Origin of the sequence: Nocardioides nitrophenolicus (assembly GCF_016907515.1) — a bacterium.
In the GTDB taxonomy this organism is placed as follows: domain Bacteria; phylum Actinomycetota; class Actinomycetes; order Propionibacteriales; family Nocardioidaceae; genus Nocardioides; species Nocardioides nitrophenolicus.
This window is the reverse complement of the sequence record NZ_JAFBBY010000001.1, coordinates 1,242,018-1,264,561: the sequence shown is the minus strand read 5'-3', so window position 1 is coordinate 1,264,561 and position 22,544 is coordinate 1,242,018. Positions and strand designations below refer to the sequence as shown.

The following is a 22,544-nucleotide window of genomic DNA, read 5'->3' as shown; positions in this document are numbered from 1 at the left end:
AAGCAACTTCTAGGCTGCTGCCGGGTTCGACAACAGCGCGTCCAGCGCTTGGGCTGGTGTCTTCATGTCCAGGGTAGGACGTGGGCGGGCGTTGAGGCTGGCCGCGATCCGGCGTAGGTCGGCTGCGGTGAAGCGGGACAGGTCGCTGCCCTTGGTGAGCCAGTGGCGTAGCAGCCGGTTGGTGTTCTCGTTCGTGCCGCGTTGCCACGGCGAGTGCGGGTCACAGAAGTAGACCGGCATCGACAGGTCGGTCTGGATCTTGGCGTAGGCCGCGAGCTCGGTCCCGCGGTCCCAGGTCAACGACCGCCGCAGATGCTCAGGCAGTTGCGACATCTCCCGGATCATCGCCTCAGCCACGGACTCGGCGTCATGGCTGCCGGGCAGGTGCAACAAGATCGTGAACCGCGTGGCCCGCTCGACCAGCGTCCCGACCGCGGGACTCCCCGGGCTGCCCATGATGAGGTCGCCCTCCCAGTGACCGGGCACCGCCCGGTCCGCGACCTCGGGCGGGCGTTGGCTGATCTTGAACGCCTCCTTGTACGGGCTGTTCGCGCGCTTGACCCCGCCCTGCGGCTTACGTGCAGCCCGCTTGGTCGACAGCTGCCGGTAGAGGTCCTTGCGCAACCCTCCGCGGGTCTGGACGTAGAGCGCCTGGTAAATCGTCTCGTGCGACACACGGCCCATGATCGTGTGGGGCGACTCCTCACGCAGCACCCGCGCGATCAACTGCGGGGACCAACCGTCGTCCATCCAGGCCTCGATCCGCCGGCACAGGCCCGGCTCGGCGACCAGCCGGAACTCCTTGGGCCGTTTGCGCTTCACCACGGCCTGCTGGTGCGCCAGCGCGCCATAGTAGGAGCCGTCCGGGCCACTGTTGCGAGCGATCTCGCGACCGATCACCGACTTGTGCCGCTCGATCAGCTCACCGATCTGAGCAAGCGTGATCTTCTCGCCCCGTGCCCGACACTGCAGGCAGGCAGCGATCACAGCCCGGTCCTCACTGGTCAGCATGCGCCGCTGACCCACCCCGGCCTCCCCGGCCGCCCCGGGGCTAAGTCTGGTGCGGGCGCTGTCGATGCCCCCGACTCGGCCTGGCAGAAGCTCCAAGGTCACCGGAGCAGACTTGCGCCACCACTCCCACGCCGACTGCTTCGCCACGCCGACCTCGCTCGAGGCCTTCGCCAGCGACCAGCCTGTGCACACCAAGTCAAAGAACCGAGCACGGACCTCGTACGGCACACGCTGACGGACCACAACACCTCCACGGGAATGGTGTTGCTACGACCACTTGAGCCTGCCGCCGAATTCGCAGCCCATCCGTCAGATGCGCGGCCGGACGTCACCCGGGGAGGGTGTCGACGAGCGCCGGCAGCGAGGTGGTGACCACCTGGAGCAGGTCCTCGCGGGACAGCCCGGCGGGGGAGTCGCACCAGGTGAGGACCAGGTCCTCGACCATCGCCTGCCAGGCGTGGATGAGCAGCCGTACGGCGGGGGTGTCGGGGACGACCAGCCCGTCCGGGTCGGCGGTGAAGAAGCGCTCCGCCAGCGCGGCGAAGGTGGCGTCGTAGATCGCGCGCAGGCTGTCGTTGCCGCCGGTCGCCGCCTTGACCAGGGAGCGGTAGCCGGCGTGGTTGGCGATGACGTAGTCGACGTAGCCGGCCAGGGAGGCGAGCAGGCGCTCGAGTGGCTCGCCCTCGTCGGGGGGAGCGGTGCGGGAGTAGAGGTCGTCCGCGGCGTGCTGGACGACGGCCTCGTAGAAGCCCAGCTTGCTGCCGAAGTAGTGGTACATCAGCCCGCGGGAGATCCCGGCCTCCTCGGCGAGCAGGTCGATCGAGAGCTCGTCGAGCGAGCGGGTGGCGAGCAGCCGGAAGCCCAGCTCGAGCAGCTGGGTACGGCGCTCGGCCGGGGAGAGGCGGGTCCGCGTGGGCGTCGTCACGTCCGGCAGTCTATTGACAGAAGTTCAATAGCGCCAATAGCGTCCCTCCCATGAGTGCAACCCCGGGTCGCAGGAATGTGGACCACCTCATCGTCGGTGCCGGCTTCGCCGGTCTCGCCGCCGCGATCAAGCTCGACGAGGCCGGCGAGCGCGACTTCGTCGTCATCGAGAAGGACAGCGACGTCGGCGGCACCTGGCACATCAACACCTACCCGGGTGCGGAGTGCGACGTCCCGAGCCAGCTCTACTCGTACTCCTTCGCGCTGAACCCCGCGTGGTCCAAGGTCTACTCGCCGCAGCAGGAGATCTGGGAGTACACCCGCCGGGTCGCCGAGGAGTCCGGCACGCTCGACCGATTCGTCTTCGACACCGCCGTCCTCGACGCGCGATGGGACGACGACCTCCAGCGCTGGGTCGTGCGCACCGAGGGCCCGGCCGGCGTGCAGGAGTACGCCGCGCGCACCGTCGTCGCCGGCGCCGGGGGGCTCTCCGAGCCCCGGCTCCCCGAGATCGAGGGCATCGACGGCTTCCAGGGCGAGATCTTCCACTCGGCCCGCTGGAACCACGACGTCGACCTCGCCGGCAAGCGGATCGCCGTCATCGGCACCGGCGCCTCGGCCGTCCAGCTCGTGCCCGAGCTGCAGCAGGTCGCCGGGCACGTCGACGTCTACCAGCGCACGCCGAACTGGATCATCCCCCGCAACGAGCGGGAGTTCAGCAGCATCGAGAAGGCCGTCTTCGCGAAGGTCCCCGGCGCCCAGCGGGCGCTGCGCTCGTTCGTGTACGCGACGCTCGAGGCGCGGGTCCCGGCGTTCGCCCGCTTCCCAGTGCTGATGAAGGCGGTCGAGGCGCAGGGCCGGAAGAACATCGCGAAGGGCATCTCCGACCCCGCGCTGCGCGCGAAGGTCACGCCCGACTACCGCGCGGGCTGCAAGCGGATCCTGATCTCCAACAAGTGGTATCCCGCGCTCGACGCCGACAACGTCGACCTGGTGACCGACCCGATCGCCGCGGTCACCGCCGACGCCATCGTGACCGCCGACGGCGTCGAGCGCCCGATCGACGTGCTCGTGGTGGCCACCGGCTTCTATGTCACCGAGCCGCCGATCGCCCGCCACATCACCGGCCGCGACGGCCGCACCCTCGCCGACCTGTGGGACGAGAGCGGGATGGCGGCGTACAAGGGCACCACCTTCCACGGCTTCCCCAACCTGTTCCAGATCGTCGGTCCCAACACCGCGCTGGGGCACTCCAGCATGATCTTCATCATCGAGTCCCAGGTGCGCTACGTCGTCGAGGCGGCCAAGGCGATGCGCCGCGAGGGTCTCGCCGCCGTCGAGCCGACCCAGGCCGCGCAGGACGCGTGGACCGCGGAGATCCGGCGCAAGATGAGGCCGACCGTGTGGCAGACCGGCGGCTGCGCGAGCTGGTATCTCGACAAGTTCGGCAACAACACCACCCTGTGGCCGGGGCAGACGTTCACCTTCCGGCAGCACCTGAGCACCTTCGACCTCGACCGGTACGACGTCGAGGTGTCCCACGAGCGAGAGGCAGTCAACGCGTGAAGAACCTCAGCAACAAGGTCGTCGTCATCACCGGCGCGGGCTCCGGCATCGGCCGCGCCCTCGCGGTCAACCTGGCCGGCAAGGGCGCCCGGCTGGCGCTCTCCGACGTCAACACCGACGGTCTCGACGAGACCGCCGCCCTGGCGAAGGACGCCGGCTCGCCCGACGTGCAGACCGCGCGTCTCGACGTCGCCGACCGGGACGCCTTCGCGGCCTACGCCGCCTCGGTCGCCGAGCACTTCGGCCAGGTCAACGTCGTGATCAACAACGCCGGCGTCGCGCTGGCCGGCGACGTGGTCGACTTGACCTACCAGGACATGGAGTGGATCGTCGGCATCAACTTCTGGGGCGTCGTGCACGGCACCAAGGAGTTCCTGCCCCACCTGATCGCGTCCGGCGACGGCCACGTGGTCAACCTTTCGTCGCTGTTCGGACTGCTCGCGATGCCGGGCCAGAGCGCCTACAACGCGACCAAGTTCGCGGTGCGCGGGTTCACCGAGGCGTTGCGCGAGGAGATGCTGATCGCCGGGCACCGCGTCGGCGTGACCTCGGTGCATCCCGGCGGCATCAAGACCGCGATCGCCCGCAACGCCCGGGTCTCCGACAAGGAGGACAAGGCGGCGACGGCCAAGCTGTTCGACGAGAAGCTCGCCAAGATGACGCCCGAGCGGGCCGCCGAGATCATCGTCAAGGGCATCACCAAGAACCAGGCGCGGGTGCTGGTCGGCCTCGACGCCCACGCGCTGCACAACTTCCAGAAGTTCACCGGCTCGCGCTACGAGGACGTCGTGGCGCTCGTCTCCAAGAGGGTGCTCCCGGCCAAGGCCGTGTAGCCGCGCCGTCGGCGCTCGCTCCGCTCGCGCAGTGTCGCGCCGCCTGCCAACGCCATTTCTTCCTCCCCCGCTTCGCTCGTTCCTCGCTCCGCTCCTCCGTCCAGAAACGGCGGGCGGCGCGACCTTCGGGGCTGATCCGGCACTAGCCTGACTTCTTGTGGAGGCGCCGAACGACGGGGTACTGGACCGGATGTGGTCGCGCAGCCGCTTGTCGCTGCGCGGCCGCGTCGACCGGTGGCGCGACAAGCTGTGGGTGGTCGCGCAGTGCTCGATCGCCGCGGGCGTCGCCTGGTTCGTCGCCAACGACCTGTTCGGCCACGACCTGCCCTTCTTCGCGCCGATCGCCGCGGTGCTGTGCCTCGGCACGTCGTACGGGCAGCGGCTGCGGCGGGTCGTCGAGGTCACCATCGGCGTCGCGATCGGGGTCTTCATCGCCGACGTGCTGGTGGCCGGCATCGGGTCCGGTGCCTGGCAGCTGGCGCTGATCGTCTTCTTGTCCATGTCGACGGCGCTGCTGTTCGACGCGGGGATCATGTTCGTCAACCAGGCCGCGATCCAGTCGATCGTGGTGGCGGTGCTGCTGCCGGGAGCGGGCGGTGCCTTCCTGCGCTGGACCGACGCCGTGATCGGCGGCGCGGTGGCCCTGGTGGCGGCGATGGCGGTCCCGGCCGCCCCGCTGCGGCGGCCGCGCGAGCAGGCCGCCGCCGTCGCGCGCAAGATCGCCCAGCTGCTGCGCGCCGCCTCCGACGTGATGGTCGACGGGGAGGTGACGCCGGCGCTCGAGCTGCTCGCCGACGCCCGCGCGACCGACCGGCTGATCCGCGAGCTCCAGGCCGCGGCCGAGGAGGGGATGGCGGTGGTCAGCTCCTCGCCGTTCCGGATCCGGCACCGCGAGCCGCTGCGCCGCATGGTCGAGCTGGTCGATCCGCTCGACCGGGCCCTGCGCAGCACCCGGGTGCTGGTGCGGCAGACCACGATCACGGCGTACCGCCGGCTGCCGGTGCCCGCGTCGTACGTCGGCCTGGCCGCCGACCTCGCCGCGGCCGCCGAGGCGGTCGCCCGCGAGCTGCACGCCGACCGGATCGCGACCGCCGCCCGCGACGAGGTGCTGGCGGTCGGTGCGGCGACCGGGCAGGTCGAGCGCAGCGACATCCTCACCGCCGAGGCGATCCTCGCCCAGATCCGCGCGATCGTCGCCGACCTGCTGATGGTGACCGGCATGGGCCAGCTCGAGGCGACCGACGCGCTGCCGCCGCCGCGCTGAACCCCACCTGCGCCGAGAACCTGTGACCGCGTGTCACACTCTCGCCGTGACCAATGTGGTGGAGCAGAGCGTCGAGATCGCGGCGCCGATCAGCACGGTGTTCGCCTACGTCGACGACTTCAGCACCACCAAGGACTGGATGTACGGCCTGACCCGGATCGAGCCGGTCACCGACCAGCTGCACGGCGTCGGTGCCCAGTACGACGGCGTGATGAAGGTCGGCGTCCCGCTCAAGGCGCGGATCGAGTGCACCGCCTGGGAGCGGGACCGGCTGGTCGAGCTGACCTCGGTCAAGGGGATCGAGACCACGCAGCGCTGGACCTTCACCGACCTCGGCGACGACCGCACCCGGGTGGACGCCTGGATCTCCTTCACCCTGCCCGGCGGCCCCGCCGGCAAGGCGATCGCGGGTGCGGTGAAGCCGGTGGTCGGCATCGCGGTCAAGCACTCCAGCGAGGCCCTGGTGCGCAATGTGGAGGCCCTCGCCTGAGGTTCGCCCGGCGTCGCACCCAACCGATCCGCGTCCCGGTCCGTCAACAGGGAGACGGTGCCGGACGAGAGGAGCACGGTGGGCCGGATGCGGGACCAGGAGTTCGCGGCGTACGTCGCCCAGCGGCGGCCACAGCTGTACCGCGCCGCGTGGCTGCTGTGCGGTGACCCGCACCGGGCCGAGGACATCGTGCAGGCGGCGCTGGCCCGGCTCTACGTCGCCTGGCCGCGGGTACGGCGCGCCGACTCCGTCGACGCCTACGTCCGCCGCGCCGTGGTCAACGCCCACCTCGACGAGGGCCGCCGGCCCTGGCGCCGCGAGTCCTCGGCGGGGGAGCGGCTGCCCGACGTACCGGTGGCCGCCGCCGCGGACGCGCTCGGTGAGCGCGACGCGCTGTGGACCGCGCTCCGGGCGCTCCCGTCCGGTCAGCGCCGGGTGGTGGTGCTGCGGCACTGGTGGGGACTCAGCGTGGCGGAGACCGCCGCCGACCTCGGGATCAGCGCCGGCACCGTCAAGAGCCAGACCTCGGCCGCGCTCGCCGCGCTCCGGGTCGCGCTCGCCGACCCGTCCGACTCCTGTTCCGACTCACTGGAGGAGAACCTCTCATGACCCCGATCGAGGACCTGCTGGGTGCCGAGCTGCACCGGCTCACCGACCGTCTGGCCCCGTCCACCGACCCCGACGGCGACCTGCGCCGCGGTCGTCGGCGGCGGCAGCGGGTCCGGCTCGCCGTCGGCTGCGGGTCCGTGGTCGCGCTCGCCTCGGCGAGCGCCGCCGTCGCACTCGCCTCCGCTCCCGCCGGGAATGACGCCACCACGGTGGCCCAGGACCCGACGCCGGTCGTGCCCACCACCAGTCCGACGCCGACTCCGCCACCCGCGGCGCCCACCGAGTCTCGGTGCGTCCCGGCCGACGGCGGACTCGGCGCCGGCGGTGACTTCCGGCCGGTCGCGCCCGACCTGCTGCGGGACTACCGGGCGATCCTGGCCGAGCGGCTCGACCCGAGCGGGCGGCATCTCGGACCGGCCGGCTCCGGCAACCAGGTGGGGACCTCCGCCGACCCCGCCTGCCCCGACGGACAGGACCGGCTGACGTCGTACGGGACCAGGCTGGACTGGCGGGTCCCCGGCGAGCGCGGGCTGGGCATGATCCAGGTCGAGGTCAACGGCGGGCCCGCGGACGACGGCCAGGTCCGGCTCGGCCACGACGACTGGCTGCCCCGGCCGGTCGACCTGCCCGGCGTGGCGTCGGCCGAGGTGGCGACGTACGACGGCGGGGTCGCGGTCGTCGTACGCCGCACCGACGGGATGTCGGTCGGGATCGACGCGAACACGCTCTTTGGCAACAACTCCCGCACGCCGGTCAGCGGGATCGACCTCACCGTGGACGAGCTGGTGGTCGCCGCGGCCGACCCGAGGTTCTCGCTGTCCTGAGGTGGCAGGCGGGGGTGCAGGAATCGCCGGTCGACCGGCGATTCCCACGCTTGACGGGCGTTGCAACGCACGACAAGTGCAGGAAACGCGCCCCCAGTCCGCCTCGCGGGGCGGAGGCGACCGCCCGCCAAACGATTGGTCTTCGTCCGCGCCGGCGGGGAGAATGGGCCCCGCTGTGGACATCACCTACCCGCCCGACCTCCCGGTCAGCGCCCGACGCGACGACATCGCCGCCGCGATCCGTGACCACCAGGTCGTGATCGTCGCCGGTGAGACCGGCTCCGGGAAGACCACCCAGCTCCCGAAGATCTGCCTCGAGCTGGGCCTCGGCGCGCCCGGCGAGGACGGCCGGCCGCGGATGATCGGGCACACCCAGCCGCGCCGGATCGCGGCCCGCTCGGTGGCCGAGCGGATCGCCTCCGAGCTCGGCACCGAGCTCGGCGACCTGGTGGGCTACCAGGTCCGGTTCACCGACCGTACGTCGAAGCAGAGCCGGGTCAAGCTGATGACCGACGGCATCCTGCTCGCGGAGCTGCAGCGCGACCGGCTGCTGCGGCGCTACGACACGATCATCATCGACGAGGCCCACGAGCGCAGCCTCAACATCGACTTCCTGCTGGGCTACCTCAAGCAGCTGCTGCCCCGGCGGCCCGACCTCAAGCTGGTCATCACCTCCGCGACCATCGACACCGACCGCTTCGCCCGGCACTTCGACGACGCCCCGATCATCGAGGTCTCCGGCCGCACCTACCCGGTCGAGATCCGGTATCGCCCCCTCATGGAGCTCGCCGAGGCCGACGACGACGGCGAGCCCATCGTCCGGGACCAGACCGAGGCGATCGTCGACGCCGTCAAGGAGCTCTCCGCCGAGGGACCGGGCGACATCCTGGTGTTCCTCCCCGGCGAGCGCGAGATCCGCGACACCGCCGAGGCGCTCGCGCCGTTGGGGGAGGGCATCCGCGGGGTCGACGTGCTCCCGCTCTACAGCCGCCTCTCCGCCGCCGAGCAGCACCGGGTCTTCGCGCCCGCGAAGGGCTCGCGCCGGCGCGTGGTCCTCGCCACGAATGTCGCCGAGACCTCGCTGACCGTCCCCGGCATCCGGTACGTCGTCGACACCGGCGTCGCCCGGATCTCCCGCTACTCCGCGCGCACCAAGGTCCAGCGCCTCCCGATCGAGCCGATCAGCCAGGCATCGGCCAACCAGCGCTCCGGCCGGTGCGGCCGGGTCGCGGCCGGCATCGCGATCCGGCTCTACGCCGAGGAGGACTTCGAGTCCCGCCCCGAGTTCACCGACCCGGAGATCCTGCGCACCAACCTGGCGTCCGTCATCCTCCAGATGACCTCGCTCGGGCTGGGCGACATCGAGCGCTTCCCGTTCGTGGAGCCGCCGGACCGCCGCAACATCCAGGCCGGCACCCAGCTGCTGGAGGAGCTCGGCGCGGTCGCCACGAGTGGCCGGCAGGGCGAGCTGACCAAGGTGGGACGGCGCCTCGCCCGGCTCCCCATCGACCCGCGGCTGGGACGGATGCTGCTGGAGGCCGAGCGGCTCGGCTGCGTGCGCGACGTCCTCGTGATCGTCGCGGCCCTCTCGCTGCAGGACCCGCGCGAGCGCCCCGGCGCGGACCATCCGACCGAGCGCGCGCAGGCCGACCAGCTGCACGCTCGGTTCAAGGCCGAGGGCTCGGACTTCCTCACCCTGCTCAACCTGTGGCAGCACCTGCGCCAGCAGCAGAAGGAGCTGTCGGGCAGCGCCTTCCGCCGGATGTGCAAGCGGGAGTTCCTCAACTACCTGCGGGTGCGGGAGTGGCAGGAGTTCGTCGCCCAGCTGCGCCAGGTCACCAAGGAGATGGAGGTCCGGCTTGAGGCGCCGAGCGAGACGCCGGACGCCGACGGCATCCACCAGGCGCTGCTCTCGGGCCTGCTCTCCCACATCGGGCTGCTGGAGGAGCGGGAGAAGCCGGCCAGGTCGGGGCCGGGCGCCCGCAAGGACGGCCGTCGCCCCGGCCCGCGCGAGTACCTCGGCGCCCGCGGCGCGCGGTTCGCGATCTTCCCTGGCTCCGGCCTGGCCCGGAGGAACCCGCCCTTCGTGATGGCCGGCGAGCTGGTCGAGACCGGCCGGCTCTGGGCCCGCCAGAACGCCGCGATCGACCCGCGCTGGGCCGAGCGGCTCGGCGCCCACCTGGTCAAGCGCTCCTACTCGGAGCCGCACTGGTCGCGCAGGCGCCAGGCGGTGATGGCCAAGGAGCGGGTCACGCTGTACGGCGTCCCGCTGGCGGCCGACCGGTCCGTCACCTACGGCAAGGTCGATCCCGAGCTGTCGCGCGAGATCTTCATCCGGCACGCCCTCGTCTACGGCGAGTGGGACACCCGCCACCACTTCCTGCGCGACAACAAGCGGCTCCTCGAGCAGGCCGAGGAGCTCGAGCACCGCGCCCGGCGGCGCGACCTGGTGGTCGACGAGCACACCCTGTTCGACTTCTACGACGCCCGCGTCCCCGAGGGGATCGTCAGCGGCGCGCACTTCGACCGGTGGTGGCGCGACGCGCGGCGCGCGCAACCCGAGCTGCTCACCTTCGACCCGGCGATGCTCACCCACGACGCGGCCGAGGAGGTGCGCGAGGCGGACTACCCCGAGGAGTGGTCGGTGACGGGCGGGCTGACCTTCTCGATCAGCTACCACTTCGAGCCGGGCGCGAAGGACGACGGGCTGACCATCGACATCCCCGTCGCGACGCTCAACCGGGTCGACGACGACGACTTCTCCTGGATCGTGCCGGGCCTGCGCGAGGAGCTGGTGACCGAGCTGATCCGCAGCCTCCCGAAGGCGCTGCGGGTCAGCTTCGTGCCGGCGCCCAACACCGCACGCGAGTTCCTGGCCGCCGTGCCCGCGGGGGAGGAGCCGCTGCTCACCGCCCTCGAGCGCTACCTGCGCTCCACCACGGGCGTCCACGTCCCGCGGGAGGCCTGGGACCTGACGGCCCTCCCGGCCCACCTCAAGCCGAGCTACCGGGTCGTCGACGAGGGCGGTCGGGTGCAGGGCCGCGGCAAGTCGCTCGCCGAGCTCAAGGCGCCGCTGCAGCCGCAGTTCGAGCAGGCGATCGCCGCCGTCGCCTCCGACTCCGGCGTCGCCCGCACCGGCGAGACCGACTGGGTCTTCGACGAGATCCCCGCCACCGCCACCTGGACCCGCGCCGGGCACGAGGTCGAGGCCCATCCCGGGCTGGTCGACGAGGGCGCCACCGTCGGCCTCCAGGTGTTCGGCTCCGCCGACGAGCGCGACGCACGACACCGGCTGGGCGTGGTCCGGCTCGCCCTGCTCGCGCTCGGCGCGGCACCGCTGTCCGGCGTCGTCGACGGCCTCGGCAACGCCGAGAAGCTCGGCCTCGCCGGCACCCCGTACGCCGGCGTGCCCGCCATCCTCGACGACTGCCTGCGTGCCGTGGTGGTCGACGCCGTCGACGCCCGGCCGCCGGTCCGCACCCGCGAGGAGTACGACGCCCTGCTGGCGGCGCTGCGCCCGGTCGCGGCCGCGGGCGTGCGCGAGGTGCTCGCCGAGCTGCTGCGCGTGCTCGCCTCCTGGCGCGAGGTCGACCGCCTGCTCAGCGGGCGCGCCGACCTGCCGATGCTGCCGGCCCTCACCGACCTCCAGGCCCAGCTCGGCCGCCTGGTCCACGATGGCTTCGTGGGCGAGGCCGGCGCCCTGCGGCTGCGCCGCTACCGCACCTGGCTGGCCGCGATGCGCGAGCGTCGTACGGCCCTCGAGAACGGCGGCCCGGCCGCGCTCGCCAAGGACCGGCAGCGGATGGACGTGCTCCAGCCGCTCCAGGACGCCTATCTCGACCGGATCGCCGCGCTGCCCGAGGGTCGTCCCGCCGGGGCCGGCCTGCGCGCGATCCGCTGGATGCTGGAGGAGTACCGGGTCTCCTTGTGGGCCCAGCAGCTCGGCACCGACGGCCCGATCTCCGACGTCCGGATCCGCAAGGCTCTCGACGCGCTCTGAGCAGGATGCGCCGGGGACTCCCAGTCGGTCTCCAGCCGGACCCCAGCGGCCCGGGACAGGGTGCCGACGTGAGCCAGCCGAGACGAACAGCCAGGTCCGACCACTCCCGCCGAGCACGACCCGGCGCCCGCGCGGCGCTGCTCGCCGTCCTGCTCGCGGGCCTGCCCGCCGGCGGCGCGGTCGCCGCTCCGCCCGCGGAGCCCACTCCGAGCGGGCACGTGAGCCGGGCGAGCTACCAGACGGTCACCGGCCTGGTCGTCACCGGCTGGCGGACCTGGCCGCCCGGGTCCCCGAACGCCTACCCGATCGAGGCGATCGCCACGGTCGACGTCTACGAGAGCCTCGAGCCGGCGAACGGGACGGTGGCGTTCTATCTGAACGGCGCCCAGCTCGGTGAGGAGGTCGCCGTCGACGCCGAGGGCACGGCGCGGATGAGCATGCCGACCGACCAGGTCGGCACCTACCAGGTGTTCGCCCGCTACACCGGCACGGCGACCCAGGCGCCGTCCGTGAGCAGGACGCTCGACTACCGCGTCGACCCCGCGATCACGCCGCCGCCGGGCCACGCCCAGGGCGCCGCCGTGGCCTCCAGCGTGAAGGCGCGGATCAGCCCGGCGCCGGGACGGCGGGTGAGGGTGAAGGTCGTCGTCTCCGCGTCGCGGCCGGCCACGGGCCGGGTCGAGGTCCGCGACGGCTCGAAGGTGGTGGCGAGCGGGACGATCACCGCGGCCGGCACCGTGAAGCTGCGGACGAGGAAGCTGGCGAGGGGCACGCACAGGCTGAAGGTCCGCTACCTGGGCTCGACCACCGTGAGCGCCTCGGGCCGGACCTACCGGGTCACCGTTCGCTGAGCGTCCCGGTTCTGGGGCGAGCACGCCGGACCGGGAGCGCCTCACGGCGCAGGGCCGCTCGTAGCGGCTGAATTTGGGACCCGGGGCTGCCGCGGCCCGGCGTGCTCGAGAGCCCAGTCTACGTCCTCGGGACCAGTGCTCAGCCCAACCGGTGTGCGAGCTCGAGATGTCCGGCCGCCTCGAGCTGCTCGCCGAGCGCGAGCATCCGGCGGATGTCGGCGTCGGGTACGTCATGCAACGTGGCCCGGCCGGCGGCGACCACCCGGGCGAAGGCGGCGGCGCGGAGCAGTACGTCGGCGAACTCGCCCCCGGCGATGCCCCGGAGCACCTCGTCCACCATCGCGCGCAGCTCGTCGGGTCCGGGCGGGTCGGCGACACCGGCGACGACGTGGGCGAACTCGGCCCGGGCGCGACCGGACTCGAACTCGCGCGCCACGCCCGCCGGGTCGGCGTACACCCACGAGCGGAGCAGGTAGAGCCGCCACAGGCACCCGGCGAGCGTGTCGGGGGCGGCGTGCGACCACACCTCGGCGATCGCCTCGATCCCCTCGGTGTCGGCGAGGTGGACCAGCCGCTCGGCGACGCCCGCGTCGGCGCTGGTGCGGGCGCCGCGAACGAGGAGCACGGCGGCGCGCTCGGCGGCCTCGGCGAGCAGCGCGGGGTCGCCCGCGCCGGCGTACTCGTCGAAGAAGGCGGCCTCCCGGGGCGCGGGACGATGGTGACGCCGGTGCTCGGACACCCCCTCACCTTAGGTGCGAGTCCGACAGCACGCGCCGCGCGGCGGGCTGTGACCGGCCGGTAGGGTGGCCGCCGTGGGTCGGTTCACGTGGCGGACGGGTGCAGTCGTGGTCGGGGTCGCCGTGGCGGTCCTGGTGGGCATGATCGCCCTCGCGAGCGGCACCGAGCAGAAGGAGCGGCCGCATCAGCCGCGACCCACCGCGGCGACGATGACCGAGCTCCAGCTCGCGGTGTGGGGCACGGCCCCCGAGATCGCGGCGTACCAGACGGTCGTCGACGCCTACAACGCCAGCAGCAAGGACACCAACGTGTCCGTGGTCTCCTGGCCCGACGCCGACGCGATGCTCGACGCGATCCGCAACGGCAGCGCGAAGCCCGACCTCTACCTGCTGCCGCGCGCCGACCTGGCGCGCACGGTCGCCGAGAAGCGCAACCTGCCCCTCCTCGACCTGGTCAACGAGCGCGAGATCCCGATCGGCGACGACTGGGCGCGCGACGCGGTCTCGGCGTTCTCGGTCGACGACGACCTGCAGTGCATGCCGTACGCCGCCTCGCCGATGGTCATCTACTACAACACCGACCTCGTCGACTTCGCGGCGATGGAGGCGGAGGGCCTGCCGGTGCCGCGCGAGGACCACACCAGCTGGAACTTCGCGGAGTTCCGGGCGGCGGCGGAGTTCGCGAGCCGGCCGCGGCGCAACACCCGCGGCATCTACATCGCGCCGACGCTGCGCGGCCTGGCGCCGTTCGTCTACTCCGGCGGCGGCCAGCTGTTCGACGACGACAACGAGCCGACCAGCCTGGCGCTCGGCGACGACGGGTCGACCGACGCGCTGCGGCGCACTCTCGAGCTGCTGCGCGACCCGCGGCTCACGCTGAGCACCAAGCAGCTCGCCCGGCGCCCGGCGGAGGAGTGGTTCAAGCGCGGCAAGCTCGCGATGATCGCCGGCTTCCGCGGGCTGACCCCCGAGCTGCGCGGCGTCGAGGGCCTCAACTTCGACGTGCTGCCGATGCCCTCGCTGGGCTCGGCCAAGACCGTCGCCGACCTCAACGGCATCTGCCTCACCCCGGCCCGTCCGGCGCGCAACGAGGCGGCGGCCAACGTGCTCAGCTACCTGGTGAGCGACGAGGCGATGGCCCGGGTCGCCCAGACCGGCTACATCCAGCCCGCCAAGCTGACCGTCGCGTTCTCCGACGACTTCCTCCAGCCGGGCCAGGCGCCGGAGCATGCCGCGCTGTTCAACAGCGTGATGCGCACGATCGTGCTGCCGCCGTTGATGAGCCAGGGCCGCGAGCTGCGCGAGCTGGTCGACCCCGACATCGAGACGCTGCTGACGACGCCGGACATCGCCGACCTCCAGGAGGCGCTGAAGGCGATCGACGAGAAGTCGCGCAGCCTCCTGGATCCCGACTACGTCGCGCCGTCGGAGACGCCCTCGGAGGGCGCCTCGGACACCGGGCCCGGCTCGCCGTCCGACGCCGGCTCGTCCGCCACACCCTGACGCCGCTTCCGGCCGCGCGCCGAGGCGGAGCCCTCGGCGTCGAGGACGGCACGGCTGAGCGCGGGCGCGGTCAGCCCGATCTGCCAGCTGCGCGCCCCCAGCGCCCGGAGCTGGTCGATGACCGCCTCCAGCAGCTCGACCGGGTCGCGCGTGCTCGGCGGCGCCCACATCACCCGGCGCAGGCTGTCGGGGGTGAGCAGGTTCTCCAGCGGGATGGCGTGCTCCTCCGCCAGCGCGGCGACCGCGGCGCGGGCCAGCTCGAGCCGGCGGGCCGCGACCGGATCCTTGTCGGCCCAGGTGCGCGGCGCCGGCGGGCCGTCGCCGTGGGTGACCCGGGACGGCAGCTCGCTCTCGGGCAGCTCCGCGGCGGACTGCAGCGCTGCCAGCCACTCGCGGGCGTGCCGGGCGGCGCCGCGGCCGTGGAAGCCCGGGGTGCCGAGCAGGGCGCCGCGGGTGGTCGGCATCGCGGTGGCCGCGGCGACGATCGCGGCGTCGGGGATCAGCCGGCCGGGGGTGACGTCACGCTCCCGGGCGATCGCGTCGCGGGCCTCCCACAGCGCCCGCACCGCGCCGAGGGTACGGCGGCCGCGGACCTTGTGGAGGCCGGAGGTGCGCCGCCAGGCGTCGACCCGCACCGCCGGCTCGAAGCCCCGGACGTGCTCGAACTCCTGGCGCGCCCAGTCGGCCTTGCCGGCCTCCTCGAGCTGGGCGGCGAGCAGGTCGCGCAGCTCGACGAGCACCTCGACGTCGAGTGCGGCGTACTCCAGCCAGGGCTCGGGCAGCGGCCGGGTCGACCAGTCGACCGCGGAGTGCTCCTTGCGCAGGTGGCGCCCGAGCAGGGTCTCGACCAGGGTGGCCAGCCCGACCCGCGGATAGTCGAGGAGCCGGCCGGCGAGCTCGGTGTCGAACAGCGCGACCGGCCGCAGCCCGACCTCGGCCAGGCAGGGCAGGTCCTGGGTGGCGGCGTGCAGGATCCACTCGGCGTCGCCGATGGCGTCGGCGAGGGGCGTGAGGTCGCCGAACGGGATCGGGTCGATCAGGCCGATGCCGGCCCCGGCGCGCTTGACCTGGATCAGGTACGCGCGGTTGGAGTAGCGGTAGCCGGACGCGCGCTCGGCGTCGATCGCCACCGGACCGGAGCCGGCCGCGACCAGGGCGCAGTACGCCGCCAGCGCCTCCGGAGTGTCGATCACCGGCGGCAGGCCGTCGGCGAGGGTCAGCAGCTCGACCGGCTGCTGGTCCTCCTCGGGCGTCTCGTCAGGTGCCTGGTCGGCCATCAGCCGCCCCGCTGGCCGCGCCGCGACGGCATGACCGCGATCCCGTCGGGCACCGGCTCCAGGCCGCCGGCGGTGCACATCAGCTCGCCCCACGCCTCGGCGTGCGTGGCGATGTCGGCCGGGTCGACGGGCGTCCACGAGGCCCGGATCTCGAGCTGGGCGCTGCCCGGCTCGTCGGCCATCGAGCCGTAGCTCTCGGTGACCACCTTGGTGACGGTCCCGGAGACGGCGACGTGCTCGGCACCGTGCGCCTCCAACGCGTCGGTCAGCCAGGTCCAGCCGACGTCGGTCAGCAACGGGTCGGTCGCCAGGTCGTGGTCGATCTCGGCCCGGCAGTAGGCCACGCAGCGGAAGGTGCCCGCCCAGGCGTCGTTGCCGGCCGGGTCGTGGAGCAGGACCAGGCGGCCGGTGGCCACCTCGTCGTCGACGGTGACGTCGGCGGACAGGGCGGCGGCGTACGGCGCGATCCGCTGCGGCGCCGGCATCTCCTCGCAGAAGACCTCGGGGCGGAACGAGGCCGCGCGCAGGCCCGCGACGGCTGCGGTGAACTCGGGGGGAGTGCCGGCCGCGCCGGACCCCTGGTTCATCTCCTGGCGGGCGACCATGGGGCCACCCTAGGCGGAGAGGGCCGGATCGATGTGCGTCCCACGCCGTTGACCTGCGACGCTGGGTCTCGTGACCGCCCCCCTGCACGACAGCGCACTCCTCAAGGCCGCCCGCGGAGAGAAGGTGCCGCACACCCCGGTGTGGTTCATGCGGCAGGCCGGGCGCTCGCTGCCGGAGTACCTGAAGGTGCGCGAGGGCGTCGCCATGCTCGACTCCTGCCAGAACGCCGAGCTGATCACCGAGATCACCCTCCAACCGGTGCGTCGCTACGGCGTGGACGCGGCGATCTTCTTCTCCGACATCGTGCTGCCGCTCAAGGCGGTCGGCGTCGACCTCGACATCGTGCCCGGCGTCGGGCCGGTCGTCGCCACGCCGGTGCGCACCCTCGCCGACGTCGAGGCGATCCCGGACCTCACCCCCGAGCAGATCCCCTACATCACCCAGGCCGTCCAGAACCTGGTCGGCGAGCTCGCCTCGACCAACGGCGGCACCCCGTTGATCGGGTTCGCGGGCGCGCCGTTCACCGTGGCGTCGTACCTCGTCGAGGGCGGACCGTCGAAGGAGCACGCGAAGACCAAGGCGCTGATGTTCGGTGCCCCCGACGTGTGGGACGCGCTGATGCGCAAGATCGCCGACGTCTCGGCCGTCTTCCTCGAGACCCAGGTCGCCGCGGGCGCCTCCGCGGTCCAGCTGTTCGACTCGTGGGCCGGCGCGCTCACCCCGGCCGACTACGTCCGCTACGTCCAGCCCCACTCCGCCCGAGTGCTGGAGCGGGTGGGCGCGCTGGGCGTGCCCCGCATCCACTTCGGCGTCGGTACGTCGAACCTGCTCGACCTGATGGGCGAGGCGGGCGCCGACGTGGTCGGCGTCGACTGGCGCACCCCGCTCGAGCGCGCGATCCCGCTGGTCGGCGATCGCTCCGTGCAGGGCAACCTCGACCCGACGCTCGTCTTCGCGCCGACCGAGGTGATGACCGAGCGCGCCGCCGCTGTCATCGAGGCCGGCCGGGCCGCCCGCGGGCACATCTTCAACCTCGGTCACGGCGTCATCCCGAGCACCGACCCCGACCAGCTCGCGCGGCTGACCGAGTTCGTGCAGGGCTACCCGCTGGACTGAGCCTGGAGGCGTCCTCACAGGGAGCCCACAGACGCGGGACAGTGCGCACCCACGACCCGGTCGAACACTGGTGGTCACCGACGACCTCCGGAGGCCCCCGTGACCGAGCAGCACCCCTCGACCGAGTCCGGCAACCGCTGGGAGGGGGCCGCGCCGCCACCTCCGCCACCTCCGCCACCTCCGCCGCCCGCACCGACGGCGCCCGCACCGGACACCGGCGCCTACCCGGTGCTCGGCGCGCCGGTGCCCAAGCGCCGCCGGGCGCGGGCCCTCGCGGCGGCGACCGCGGCCGCCGTGGCCGCCGGCCTGGGCGGGATCGGCGGCTTCGCGGTCGGCCAGGCCACGGCGGGCCCGGACGCCACGGTGCCGGCCACCAGCCAGGTCGGTGACGACGGCGGGTCCGGCGGCGGCTTCCGGGACCGCCAGCCGCCACCGGGGCTCGGCGGCCAGGGACTCGACGGCCAGGGCTTCCCGGGCGGGGACCCCGGCTCGGGCACGGGCTCGTCGTGACCGCCCTGACGCCCCGCGCCACCCTGCCGCCCGTCGCGGCCCGCCCGGCCGCGGCGGTGCGCGCCGAGGCGGTCCGGACGGCCGCGGGCACGGCCCTCGCCGGCGCGCTGGGCCTGGTCGCCCTGTGGTGGCTGCGCGACGGGGGCCTGGGCTCGATCGTCGACCTCGGCTCGGCGCTGACCGCGCTCGGCCGGCTCAGCGGCCTGGCCGGCTCGGTGCTGCTCCTCGCCCAGGTGCTGCTGATGGCGCGGCTGCCCGTGCTGGAGCGGGCGTTCGGCCAGGACCGGCTGGCCGCGCTGCACCGCACCGTCGGCTTCACCTCGTTCTCCCTCGTGCTGGGCCACGTCCTCACCGTGACCTGGGGCTACGCCGCGGGCTCGCTCGCCGCGACCCCGGCCATGCTGTGGACGCTGACCTGGGACTACCCGGGCATGCTGCTCGCCGCCGCCGGCCTGCTGTGCCTGGTCCTGGTCGTGGTGACCAGCGTGCGTGCCGCGCGGCGCAGGCTGCGCTACGAGTCCTGGCACCTGCTGCACCTCTACGCCTATCTCGGCGTCGGGCTCGCCCTGCCCCACCAGCTGTGGACCGGCGAGCAGCTCACCGGCTCGCCCGCGCGCACCGTGTTCTGGTGGACGGCGTGGGGTGCGGCCGCCGGCGCCGTCCTCGGCTGGCGGGTGCTGCTCCCGCTCGCCGTGAACCTGCGGCACCGGCTCCGGGTGACCTCCGTCGTCGCCGAGGCGCCCGGGGTGTGGTCGGTGTACCTGACCGGGCGCCGTCTCGAGCGGCTGCGCGCCGAGCCGGGGCAGTTCCTGCTCTGGCGCTTCCTCGACGCCCCGGGCCGCTCCCGCGCCCACCCCTACTCCTTGTCCGCCGCCCCGGACGGCCGCAGCCTGCGGATCACCGTCGCCGCGGCCGGTGACGACAGCCGCCGCGTCGCCGCGCTCGCGCCCGGTGGCCGGGTGCTCGTCGAGGGGCCGTACGGCCGGCTCACGCCCCGCGCCCGCGAGGCCCGCAAGGTCGCGCTCATCGGCGCCGGGGTCGGGATGGCTCCGCTGCGCGCCCTCGCCGAGGGGATGAGCTTCGCGCCCGGCGAGGCGGTGTACGTCGAGCGGTACCGCTCCGCTCCGCTGTTCGCCGCCGAGGTCGACCTGCTCGCCCGGGAGCGCGGACTGCGGGTGCTGCGCCTGCCGGGTGCTCGGCGTACCGCCGACTCGTGGCTGCCCGCGCTGGCCCGACCGGTCGACGACGTGACGGCGCTGCGGGCCTGGGTCCCGGACATCGCGGAGCACGACGTCTACGTCTGCGGTCCTCCGGGCTGGTCGGCCCTGGTCCGGGCGACCGCGGTCGCCGCCGGAGTGCCGGACCGGCGCATCCATGTCGAGGACTTCGGGTGGTGAGCGGCATGAGACGCATCGCGCTGTGGTTCGCCGGGACGGTGGCGGTCGTGGTCCTGCTGTTCAGCCACGCCACCTCGACCGGCGGCTCGACCCTGGCCGCGGCCGGCTCCCAGGTCGCCGTCTCCGGCGGTACGTCGACCGGCTCCGGCACGACGGTCACCGGCGACGTGGCCCAGACCCGCTGGGGCCCGGTCCAGGTCGCGCTGACGGTCGACGGCGGCACGATCACGGCGGTGCAGGTGCCGCGGTATCCCAGCGGCAACGGCCGCGACCAGGAGATCAACGCCCGCGCGCTGCCGGTCCTAGTCCAGGAGACGATCGCGGCGCAGAGCGCCTCGATCGACATGGTCAGCGGTGCGACCGTGACCAGCGTCGGCTACCGGCAGTCGCTGCAGAGCGCGCTCGACAAGGCCGGGCTGTGATCGTCCGGCGCCGCGCCTTCGAGGTGATGGGCACCGTCGTCAGCCTCGCCCTGCGCGGTCGGTACGCCGAGGGGCCCGAGGCCGAGGCCGCCTGGGCCGAGGTGACGGCGAGCCTGCGCCGGGTCGACGAGCTGTTCAGCACCTACCGGCCCGACTCCGTGGTGAACCGCTGGGGCCGGGGCGAGCTGGCCCTCGTCGACGCGCCCCCGGAGCTCACCGAGGTGCTGACCCTCGCCGAGGTCGCCCGGGAGGCGAGCGGCGGGGCCTTCGACATCGAGGCCGTCCGCTCGCCGTACGGTGGCGGGCCGGACCCCTCCGGGGTGGTGAAGGGCTGGGCGGTGCGGCGGGCGAGCGCGGCCCTGGACCGGCTCGCGGCGACCGACTACTGCCTCTCGGCCGGGGGCGACCTGCTCTGTCGCACCCGCGTCCCGGGTGCCCCGGCCTGGCGGATCGGCATCGAGGACCCGGCCGACCCCCGCCGCCTGGTCGCCGTCGTGCCGGTCGCGGACGGTGCGGTCGCGACCTCCGGCAGCGCGCACCGCGGCGACCACATCCGCGACCCGCGCACCGGGACCGCCCCCGCCGGGCTGCGGCAGGTGACGGTCGTCGCGCCGGACCTGGTGGCCGCCGACATCGAGGCGACCACCGCCTTCGTCCTGGGGGAGCGGGGCGTGCCCTGGCTGCTCGGCCGCGGCCGGAGCGGGGTCGTGGTCGCCGCCGACGGCACCGCCGCGACGTACGGTGCGGATCCGCTCAGCCGGCGGTGGCCTTCTTCGCCGGCGCGCGCCGCGCGGCCGGCTTCTTCGCGACCGTGACCTGGCCCTTGAGCCCGACCCGCAGCCCGGACCCGGTGCCGGTGGTCGTCAGGTAGGGCTGGCTCTCGACCAGCGTGGCCAGTTTCGCGGCGCCGTACAGCCGCGGGTCGAAGGAGGAGTCGGCCGAGCGCAGGTAGCTGCCGATCGCGGCGAGCCGCGCCCAGCCGTCGTCGTCGGACGTGGCGTTGACCGCCCGGCTGAGCAGGCTCTGCAGGTTGGGGACCGGCGCGGCCGGCTCGACCTCCTCCGGGGTCTCCGGCTCGGTCTCGCCGCCGGCCTGCTCGCCCAGGAGCTCCAGGTAGATGAAGGTGTCGCAGGCGGCGACGAGCGACTGCGGCGTCTTGCGCAGCCCGAGCCCGTAGACCGTCCGGCCCGACTCGCGCAGGCGGGTCGCGAGCCGGGTGAAGTCGCTGTCGCTGGACACGAGCGCGAAGGCGTCCAGGTTGCCCGAGTAGAGCAGGTCCATCGCGTCGATGATCAGCGCCGAGTCGGTGGCGTTCTTGCCGGTCGTGTAGGCGAACTGCTGCACGGGGACGATGGCGTGCCGATTGAGCTGGGCCTTCCAGCCGCCGAGCTGGGGCGTGGTCCAGTCGCCGTAGGCGCGCTTCACGGTCGCGACGCCGTACGTCGCCAGCTCCTCCAGCAGGGCGCTGACGTGCTTCGGCGAGGTGTTGTCGGCGTCGATCAGGACGGCCAGGCGGGCGGTGCTCGGCGTGGTGGTCACCACCTCATCATGGCCGAGGCCGGGCGGTGGGCTCAGGAGGCGGCGCTGGAGCTCGCCGCCGCGCCCCGGTACTCCGTGGCGCGCGCGGTCAGCGCGGCCTGCAGCTCCCGCACGGGCAGCGGCTGCTGGAGAGAGGAGCGCTGGCGCAGCTGAAGGGTGAGATAGGTCTGCTCGCCGGCGATCGGGCGGGCCTCGATCATGCCGACGCGGTGCAGCGGGTCGCCGATGACCGTGTAGTCGGGGAGCACGGTCACGCCCACGCCCTCGGCGACCAGGGCCTTGCCCATCTCGGCGCCGTCGGTGCTGTGGGCGGCGGGCGGCAGCTCGGGGCCGAACGCGCGATGGACGTAGCGGTGCATCACGTAGCCGGGCCGCATCATCACGAACCGCTCCTGGCGCAGCTCGTCGATGGTCACCTGCGGCCGGGCGGTGAGCGGGTGACCCGCCGGGAGGACCGCGACCGGGCGGCCGTGGAGCAGGTCCACCCCGTCCAGGCCGATCGGCGCGTCGTCGCCGTCGAGGACGTTGACCAGGCCCAGGTCGAGAGTGCTGTCGGCGAGCCCCTCGTCGATCTGGGCCTGCTGGAGGGTGAGCACCTCGACCGTCGTACCGGGGTGGCGCTCCTGGAACGCGCGGACCGCCGGGATGAGCAGGGTGGAGGTGGCGGCGTGCACCGTGCCGACCCGGATCATCCGGGTGTCGGTACGCCGGTCCCCGGCGGCATTGCGCAGTCGCTCGACGGCGGCGAGGACGTCGGCCATGTAGGGCAGCAGCTCGCGGCCCTCGCGGCTGATCCGGGCGCCCGAGCGACGGCGGTCGAGCAGGGTGACCCGCAGCTCGCGCTCGAGCTTGGTGAGCGCCTCGCTGAGCGCGGGCTGGGAGAGGTGCAGTCGCTCGCTGGCCCGGCGCAGGGAGCCGTGCTGCGTGACGGCGGTGAGGTACTCCAGCTGTTCGATGCGCATGGGTGCGGCCTTTCACGTCCATCGGTGACGCCGTGGGCCGGAGTCCTTGCCCGGGAGTCAAATACAAGTAAGTCTGTAGACAAACAGTAACACGAGGAACGCG

At 73.4% G+C, this 22,544-nt stretch carries 21 protein-coding genes; 14 read left to right on the top strand and 7 right to left on the bottom strand.

Translation table 11 applies throughout. From position 1 onward, the window contains the following. Positions 1-9 precede the first annotated feature (9 nt). Positions 10-1,254, bottom strand: coding sequence for an IS30 family transposase (locus JOD66_RS06200; protein WP_204835140.1), 1,245 nt, complete (start codon positions 1,252-1,254; stop codon positions 10-12). An 85-nt stretch (positions 1,255-1,339) separates the two neighbouring features. Continuing rightward, on the bottom strand, positions 1,340-1,936 hold the full coding sequence (locus tag JOD66_RS06195; RefSeq protein WP_204836032.1) for a TetR/AcrR family transcriptional regulator: 597 nt from the start codon (positions 1,934-1,936) through the stop codon (positions 1,340-1,342). A gap of 50 nt (positions 1,937-1,986) precedes the next feature. On the opposite strand from JOD66_RS06195, the gene JOD66_RS06190 reads away from it, so the two are divergent. The 8 genes from JOD66_RS06190 (at position 1,987) to JOD66_RS06155 (ending at position 12,372) form a co-directional block, all read left to right on the top strand. After that, positions 1,987-3,501 (top strand): flavin-containing monooxygenase, encoded by a 1,515-nt coding sequence (locus JOD66_RS06190; protein WP_204836031.1) that lies wholly within the window; start codon positions 1,987-1,989, stop codon positions 3,499-3,501. Continuing rightward, positions 3,498-4,334 carry an SDR family NAD(P)-dependent oxidoreductase gene (locus JOD66_RS06185; RefSeq protein ID WP_204836030.1) on the top strand — a complete coding sequence of 279 codons (837 nt, stop codon included), beginning with the start codon at positions 3,498-3,500 and terminating at the stop codon, positions 4,332-4,334. Before JOD66_RS06190 ends, JOD66_RS06185 begins: the two co-directional genes overlap by 4 nt. Before the next feature lie 157 nt (positions 4,335-4,491). Beyond that, the gene (locus JOD66_RS06180; RefSeq protein ID WP_307823339.1) at positions 4,492-5,598 is read left to right on the top strand and encodes an FUSC family protein; all 1,107 of its coding nucleotides are present in this window, start codon (positions 4,492-4,494) and stop codon (positions 5,596-5,598) included. Between the two features lie 46 nt (positions 5,599-5,644). Continuing rightward, a complete protein-coding gene (locus tag JOD66_RS06175; protein ID WP_204836029.1) occupies positions 5,645-6,088 on the top strand; it encodes an SRPBCC family protein in 444 nt (147 codons plus the stop codon). An 87-nt stretch (positions 6,089-6,175) separates the two neighbouring features. Continuing rightward, positions 6,176-6,697, top strand: a complete 522-nt coding sequence (locus tag JOD66_RS06170) for a SigE family RNA polymerase sigma factor (protein WP_204836028.1) — start codon at positions 6,176-6,178, stop codon at positions 6,695-6,697. Next, entirely contained in the window at positions 6,694-7,521 is an 828-nt protein-coding gene (locus JOD66_RS06165; RefSeq protein ID WP_204836027.1) for a hypothetical protein, read from the top strand. The genes JOD66_RS06170 and JOD66_RS06165 overlap by 4 nt, the downstream gene beginning before the upstream one ends. Before the next feature lie 163 nt (positions 7,522-7,684). Further along, positions 7,685-11,521 (top strand): ATP-dependent RNA helicase HrpA, encoded by a 3,837-nt coding sequence (gene hrpA, locus JOD66_RS06160; RefSeq protein ID WP_204836026.1) that lies wholly within the window; start codon positions 7,685-7,687, stop codon positions 11,519-11,521. A gap of 68 nt (positions 11,522-11,589) precedes the next feature. Further along, entirely contained in the window at positions 11,590-12,372 is a 783-nt protein-coding gene (locus tag JOD66_RS06155; RefSeq protein WP_204836025.1) for an Ig-like domain-containing protein, read from the top strand. A gap of 139 nt (positions 12,373-12,511) precedes the next feature. On the opposite strand, the gene JOD66_RS06150 is transcribed toward JOD66_RS06155, so the two are convergent. Next, on the bottom strand, positions 12,512-13,111 hold the full coding sequence (locus JOD66_RS06150; protein ID WP_307823333.1) for a hypothetical protein: 600 nt from the start codon (positions 13,109-13,111) through the stop codon (positions 12,512-12,514). Between the two features lie 73 nt (positions 13,112-13,184). Here JOD66_RS06150 and JOD66_RS06145 point away from each other — a divergent pair, with 73 nt between their 5' ends. Next, complete coding sequence (locus JOD66_RS06145) at positions 13,185-14,612, top strand: extracellular solute-binding protein (RefSeq protein WP_204836024.1); 1,428 nt, start codon at positions 13,185-13,187, stop codon at positions 14,610-14,612. Here JOD66_RS06145 and JOD66_RS06140 read toward each other — a convergent pair. Then, positions 14,522-15,889 carry an HRDC domain-containing protein gene (locus JOD66_RS06140; protein ID WP_204836023.1) on the bottom strand — a complete coding sequence of 456 codons (1,368 nt, stop codon included), beginning with the start codon at positions 15,887-15,889 and terminating at the stop codon, positions 14,522-14,524. The two genes, JOD66_RS06145 and JOD66_RS06140, sit on opposite strands and share 91 nt — an antisense overlap. Next, complete coding sequence (locus tag JOD66_RS06135) at positions 15,889-16,494, bottom strand: DUF3000 domain-containing protein (protein ID WP_204836022.1); 606 nt, start codon at positions 16,492-16,494, stop codon at positions 15,889-15,891. The genes JOD66_RS06140 and JOD66_RS06135 overlap by 1 nt, the downstream gene beginning before the upstream one ends. 70 nt (positions 16,495-16,564) lie before the next feature. On the opposite strand from JOD66_RS06135, the gene hemE reads away from it, so the two are divergent. The 5 genes from hemE (at position 16,565) to JOD66_RS06110 (ending at position 20,755) form a co-directional block, all read left to right on the top strand. Further along, positions 16,565-17,611 carry a uroporphyrinogen decarboxylase gene (hemE, locus tag JOD66_RS06130; protein ID WP_307823332.1) on the top strand — a complete coding sequence of 349 codons (1,047 nt, stop codon included), beginning with the start codon at positions 16,565-16,567 and terminating at the stop codon, positions 17,609-17,611. Positions 17,612-17,710: 99 nt separating this feature from the next. Then, on the top strand, positions 17,711-18,121 hold the full coding sequence (locus JOD66_RS06125) for a hypothetical protein (RefSeq protein WP_204836021.1): 411 nt from the start codon (positions 17,711-17,713) through the stop codon (positions 18,119-18,121). Further along, entirely contained in the window at positions 18,118-19,518 is a 1,401-nt protein-coding gene (locus JOD66_RS06120) for a ferredoxin reductase family protein (RefSeq protein ID WP_204836020.1), read from the top strand. The genes JOD66_RS06125 and JOD66_RS06120 overlap by 4 nt, the downstream gene beginning before the upstream one ends. A gap of 5 nt (positions 19,519-19,523) precedes the next feature. Then, complete coding sequence (locus JOD66_RS06115) at positions 19,524-19,940, top strand: FMN-binding protein (protein WP_204836019.1); 417 nt, start codon at positions 19,524-19,526, stop codon at positions 19,938-19,940. Then, positions 19,937-20,755: an FAD:protein FMN transferase gene (locus tag JOD66_RS06110; RefSeq protein WP_307823330.1), complete on the top strand. Its 819-nt coding sequence runs from the start codon at positions 19,937-19,939 to the stop codon at positions 20,753-20,755. The genes JOD66_RS06115 and JOD66_RS06110 overlap by 4 nt, the downstream gene beginning before the upstream one ends. Here the strand turns inward: JOD66_RS06110 and JOD66_RS06105 are convergent. Continuing rightward, positions 20,694-21,479, bottom strand: a complete 786-nt coding sequence (locus tag JOD66_RS06105) for an NYN domain-containing protein (protein ID WP_204836018.1) — start codon at positions 21,477-21,479, stop codon at positions 20,694-20,696. The two genes, JOD66_RS06110 and JOD66_RS06105, sit on opposite strands and share 62 nt — an antisense overlap. 32 nt (positions 21,480-21,511) lie before the next feature. Then, on the bottom strand, positions 21,512-22,441 hold the full coding sequence (locus tag JOD66_RS06100) for a LysR family transcriptional regulator (protein WP_204836017.1): 930 nt from the start codon (positions 22,439-22,441) through the stop codon (positions 21,512-21,514). Positions 22,442-22,544: the final 103 nt, after the last annotated feature.

Excerpts from the sequence above, each read along its gene's own strand:
- JOD66_RS06135 (WP_204836022.1), bottom strand. The coding sequence starts at position 16,494 with ATGGTCGCCCGCCAGGAGATGAACCAGGGGTCCGGCGCGGCCGGCACT.
- JOD66_RS06115 (WP_204836019.1), top strand. The coding sequence starts at position 19,524 with ATGAGACGCATCGCGCTGTGGTTCGCCGGGACGGTGGCGGTCGTGGTC.
- JOD66_RS06190 (WP_204836031.1), top strand. The coding sequence starts at position 1,987 with ATGAGTGCAACCCCGGGTCGCAGGAATGTGGACCACCTCATCGTCGGT.
- JOD66_RS06165 (WP_204836027.1), top strand. The coding sequence starts at position 6,694 with ATGACCCCGATCGAGGACCTGCTGGGTGCCGAGCTGCACCGGCTCACC.
- JOD66_RS06100 (WP_204836017.1), bottom strand. The coding sequence starts at position 22,441 with ATGCGCATCGAACAGCTGGAGTACCTCACCGCCGTCACGCAGCACGGC.
- JOD66_RS06140 (WP_204836023.1), bottom strand. The coding sequence starts at position 15,889 with ATGGCCGACCAGGCACCTGACGAGACGCCCGAGGAGGACCAGCAGCCG.
- hrpA (WP_204836026.1), top strand. The coding sequence starts at position 7,685 with ATGGGCCCCGCTGTGGACATCACCTACCCGCCCGACCTCCCGGTCAGC.
- JOD66_RS06170 (WP_204836028.1), top strand. The coding sequence starts at position 6,176 with ATGCGGGACCAGGAGTTCGCGGCGTACGTCGCCCAGCGGCGGCCACAG.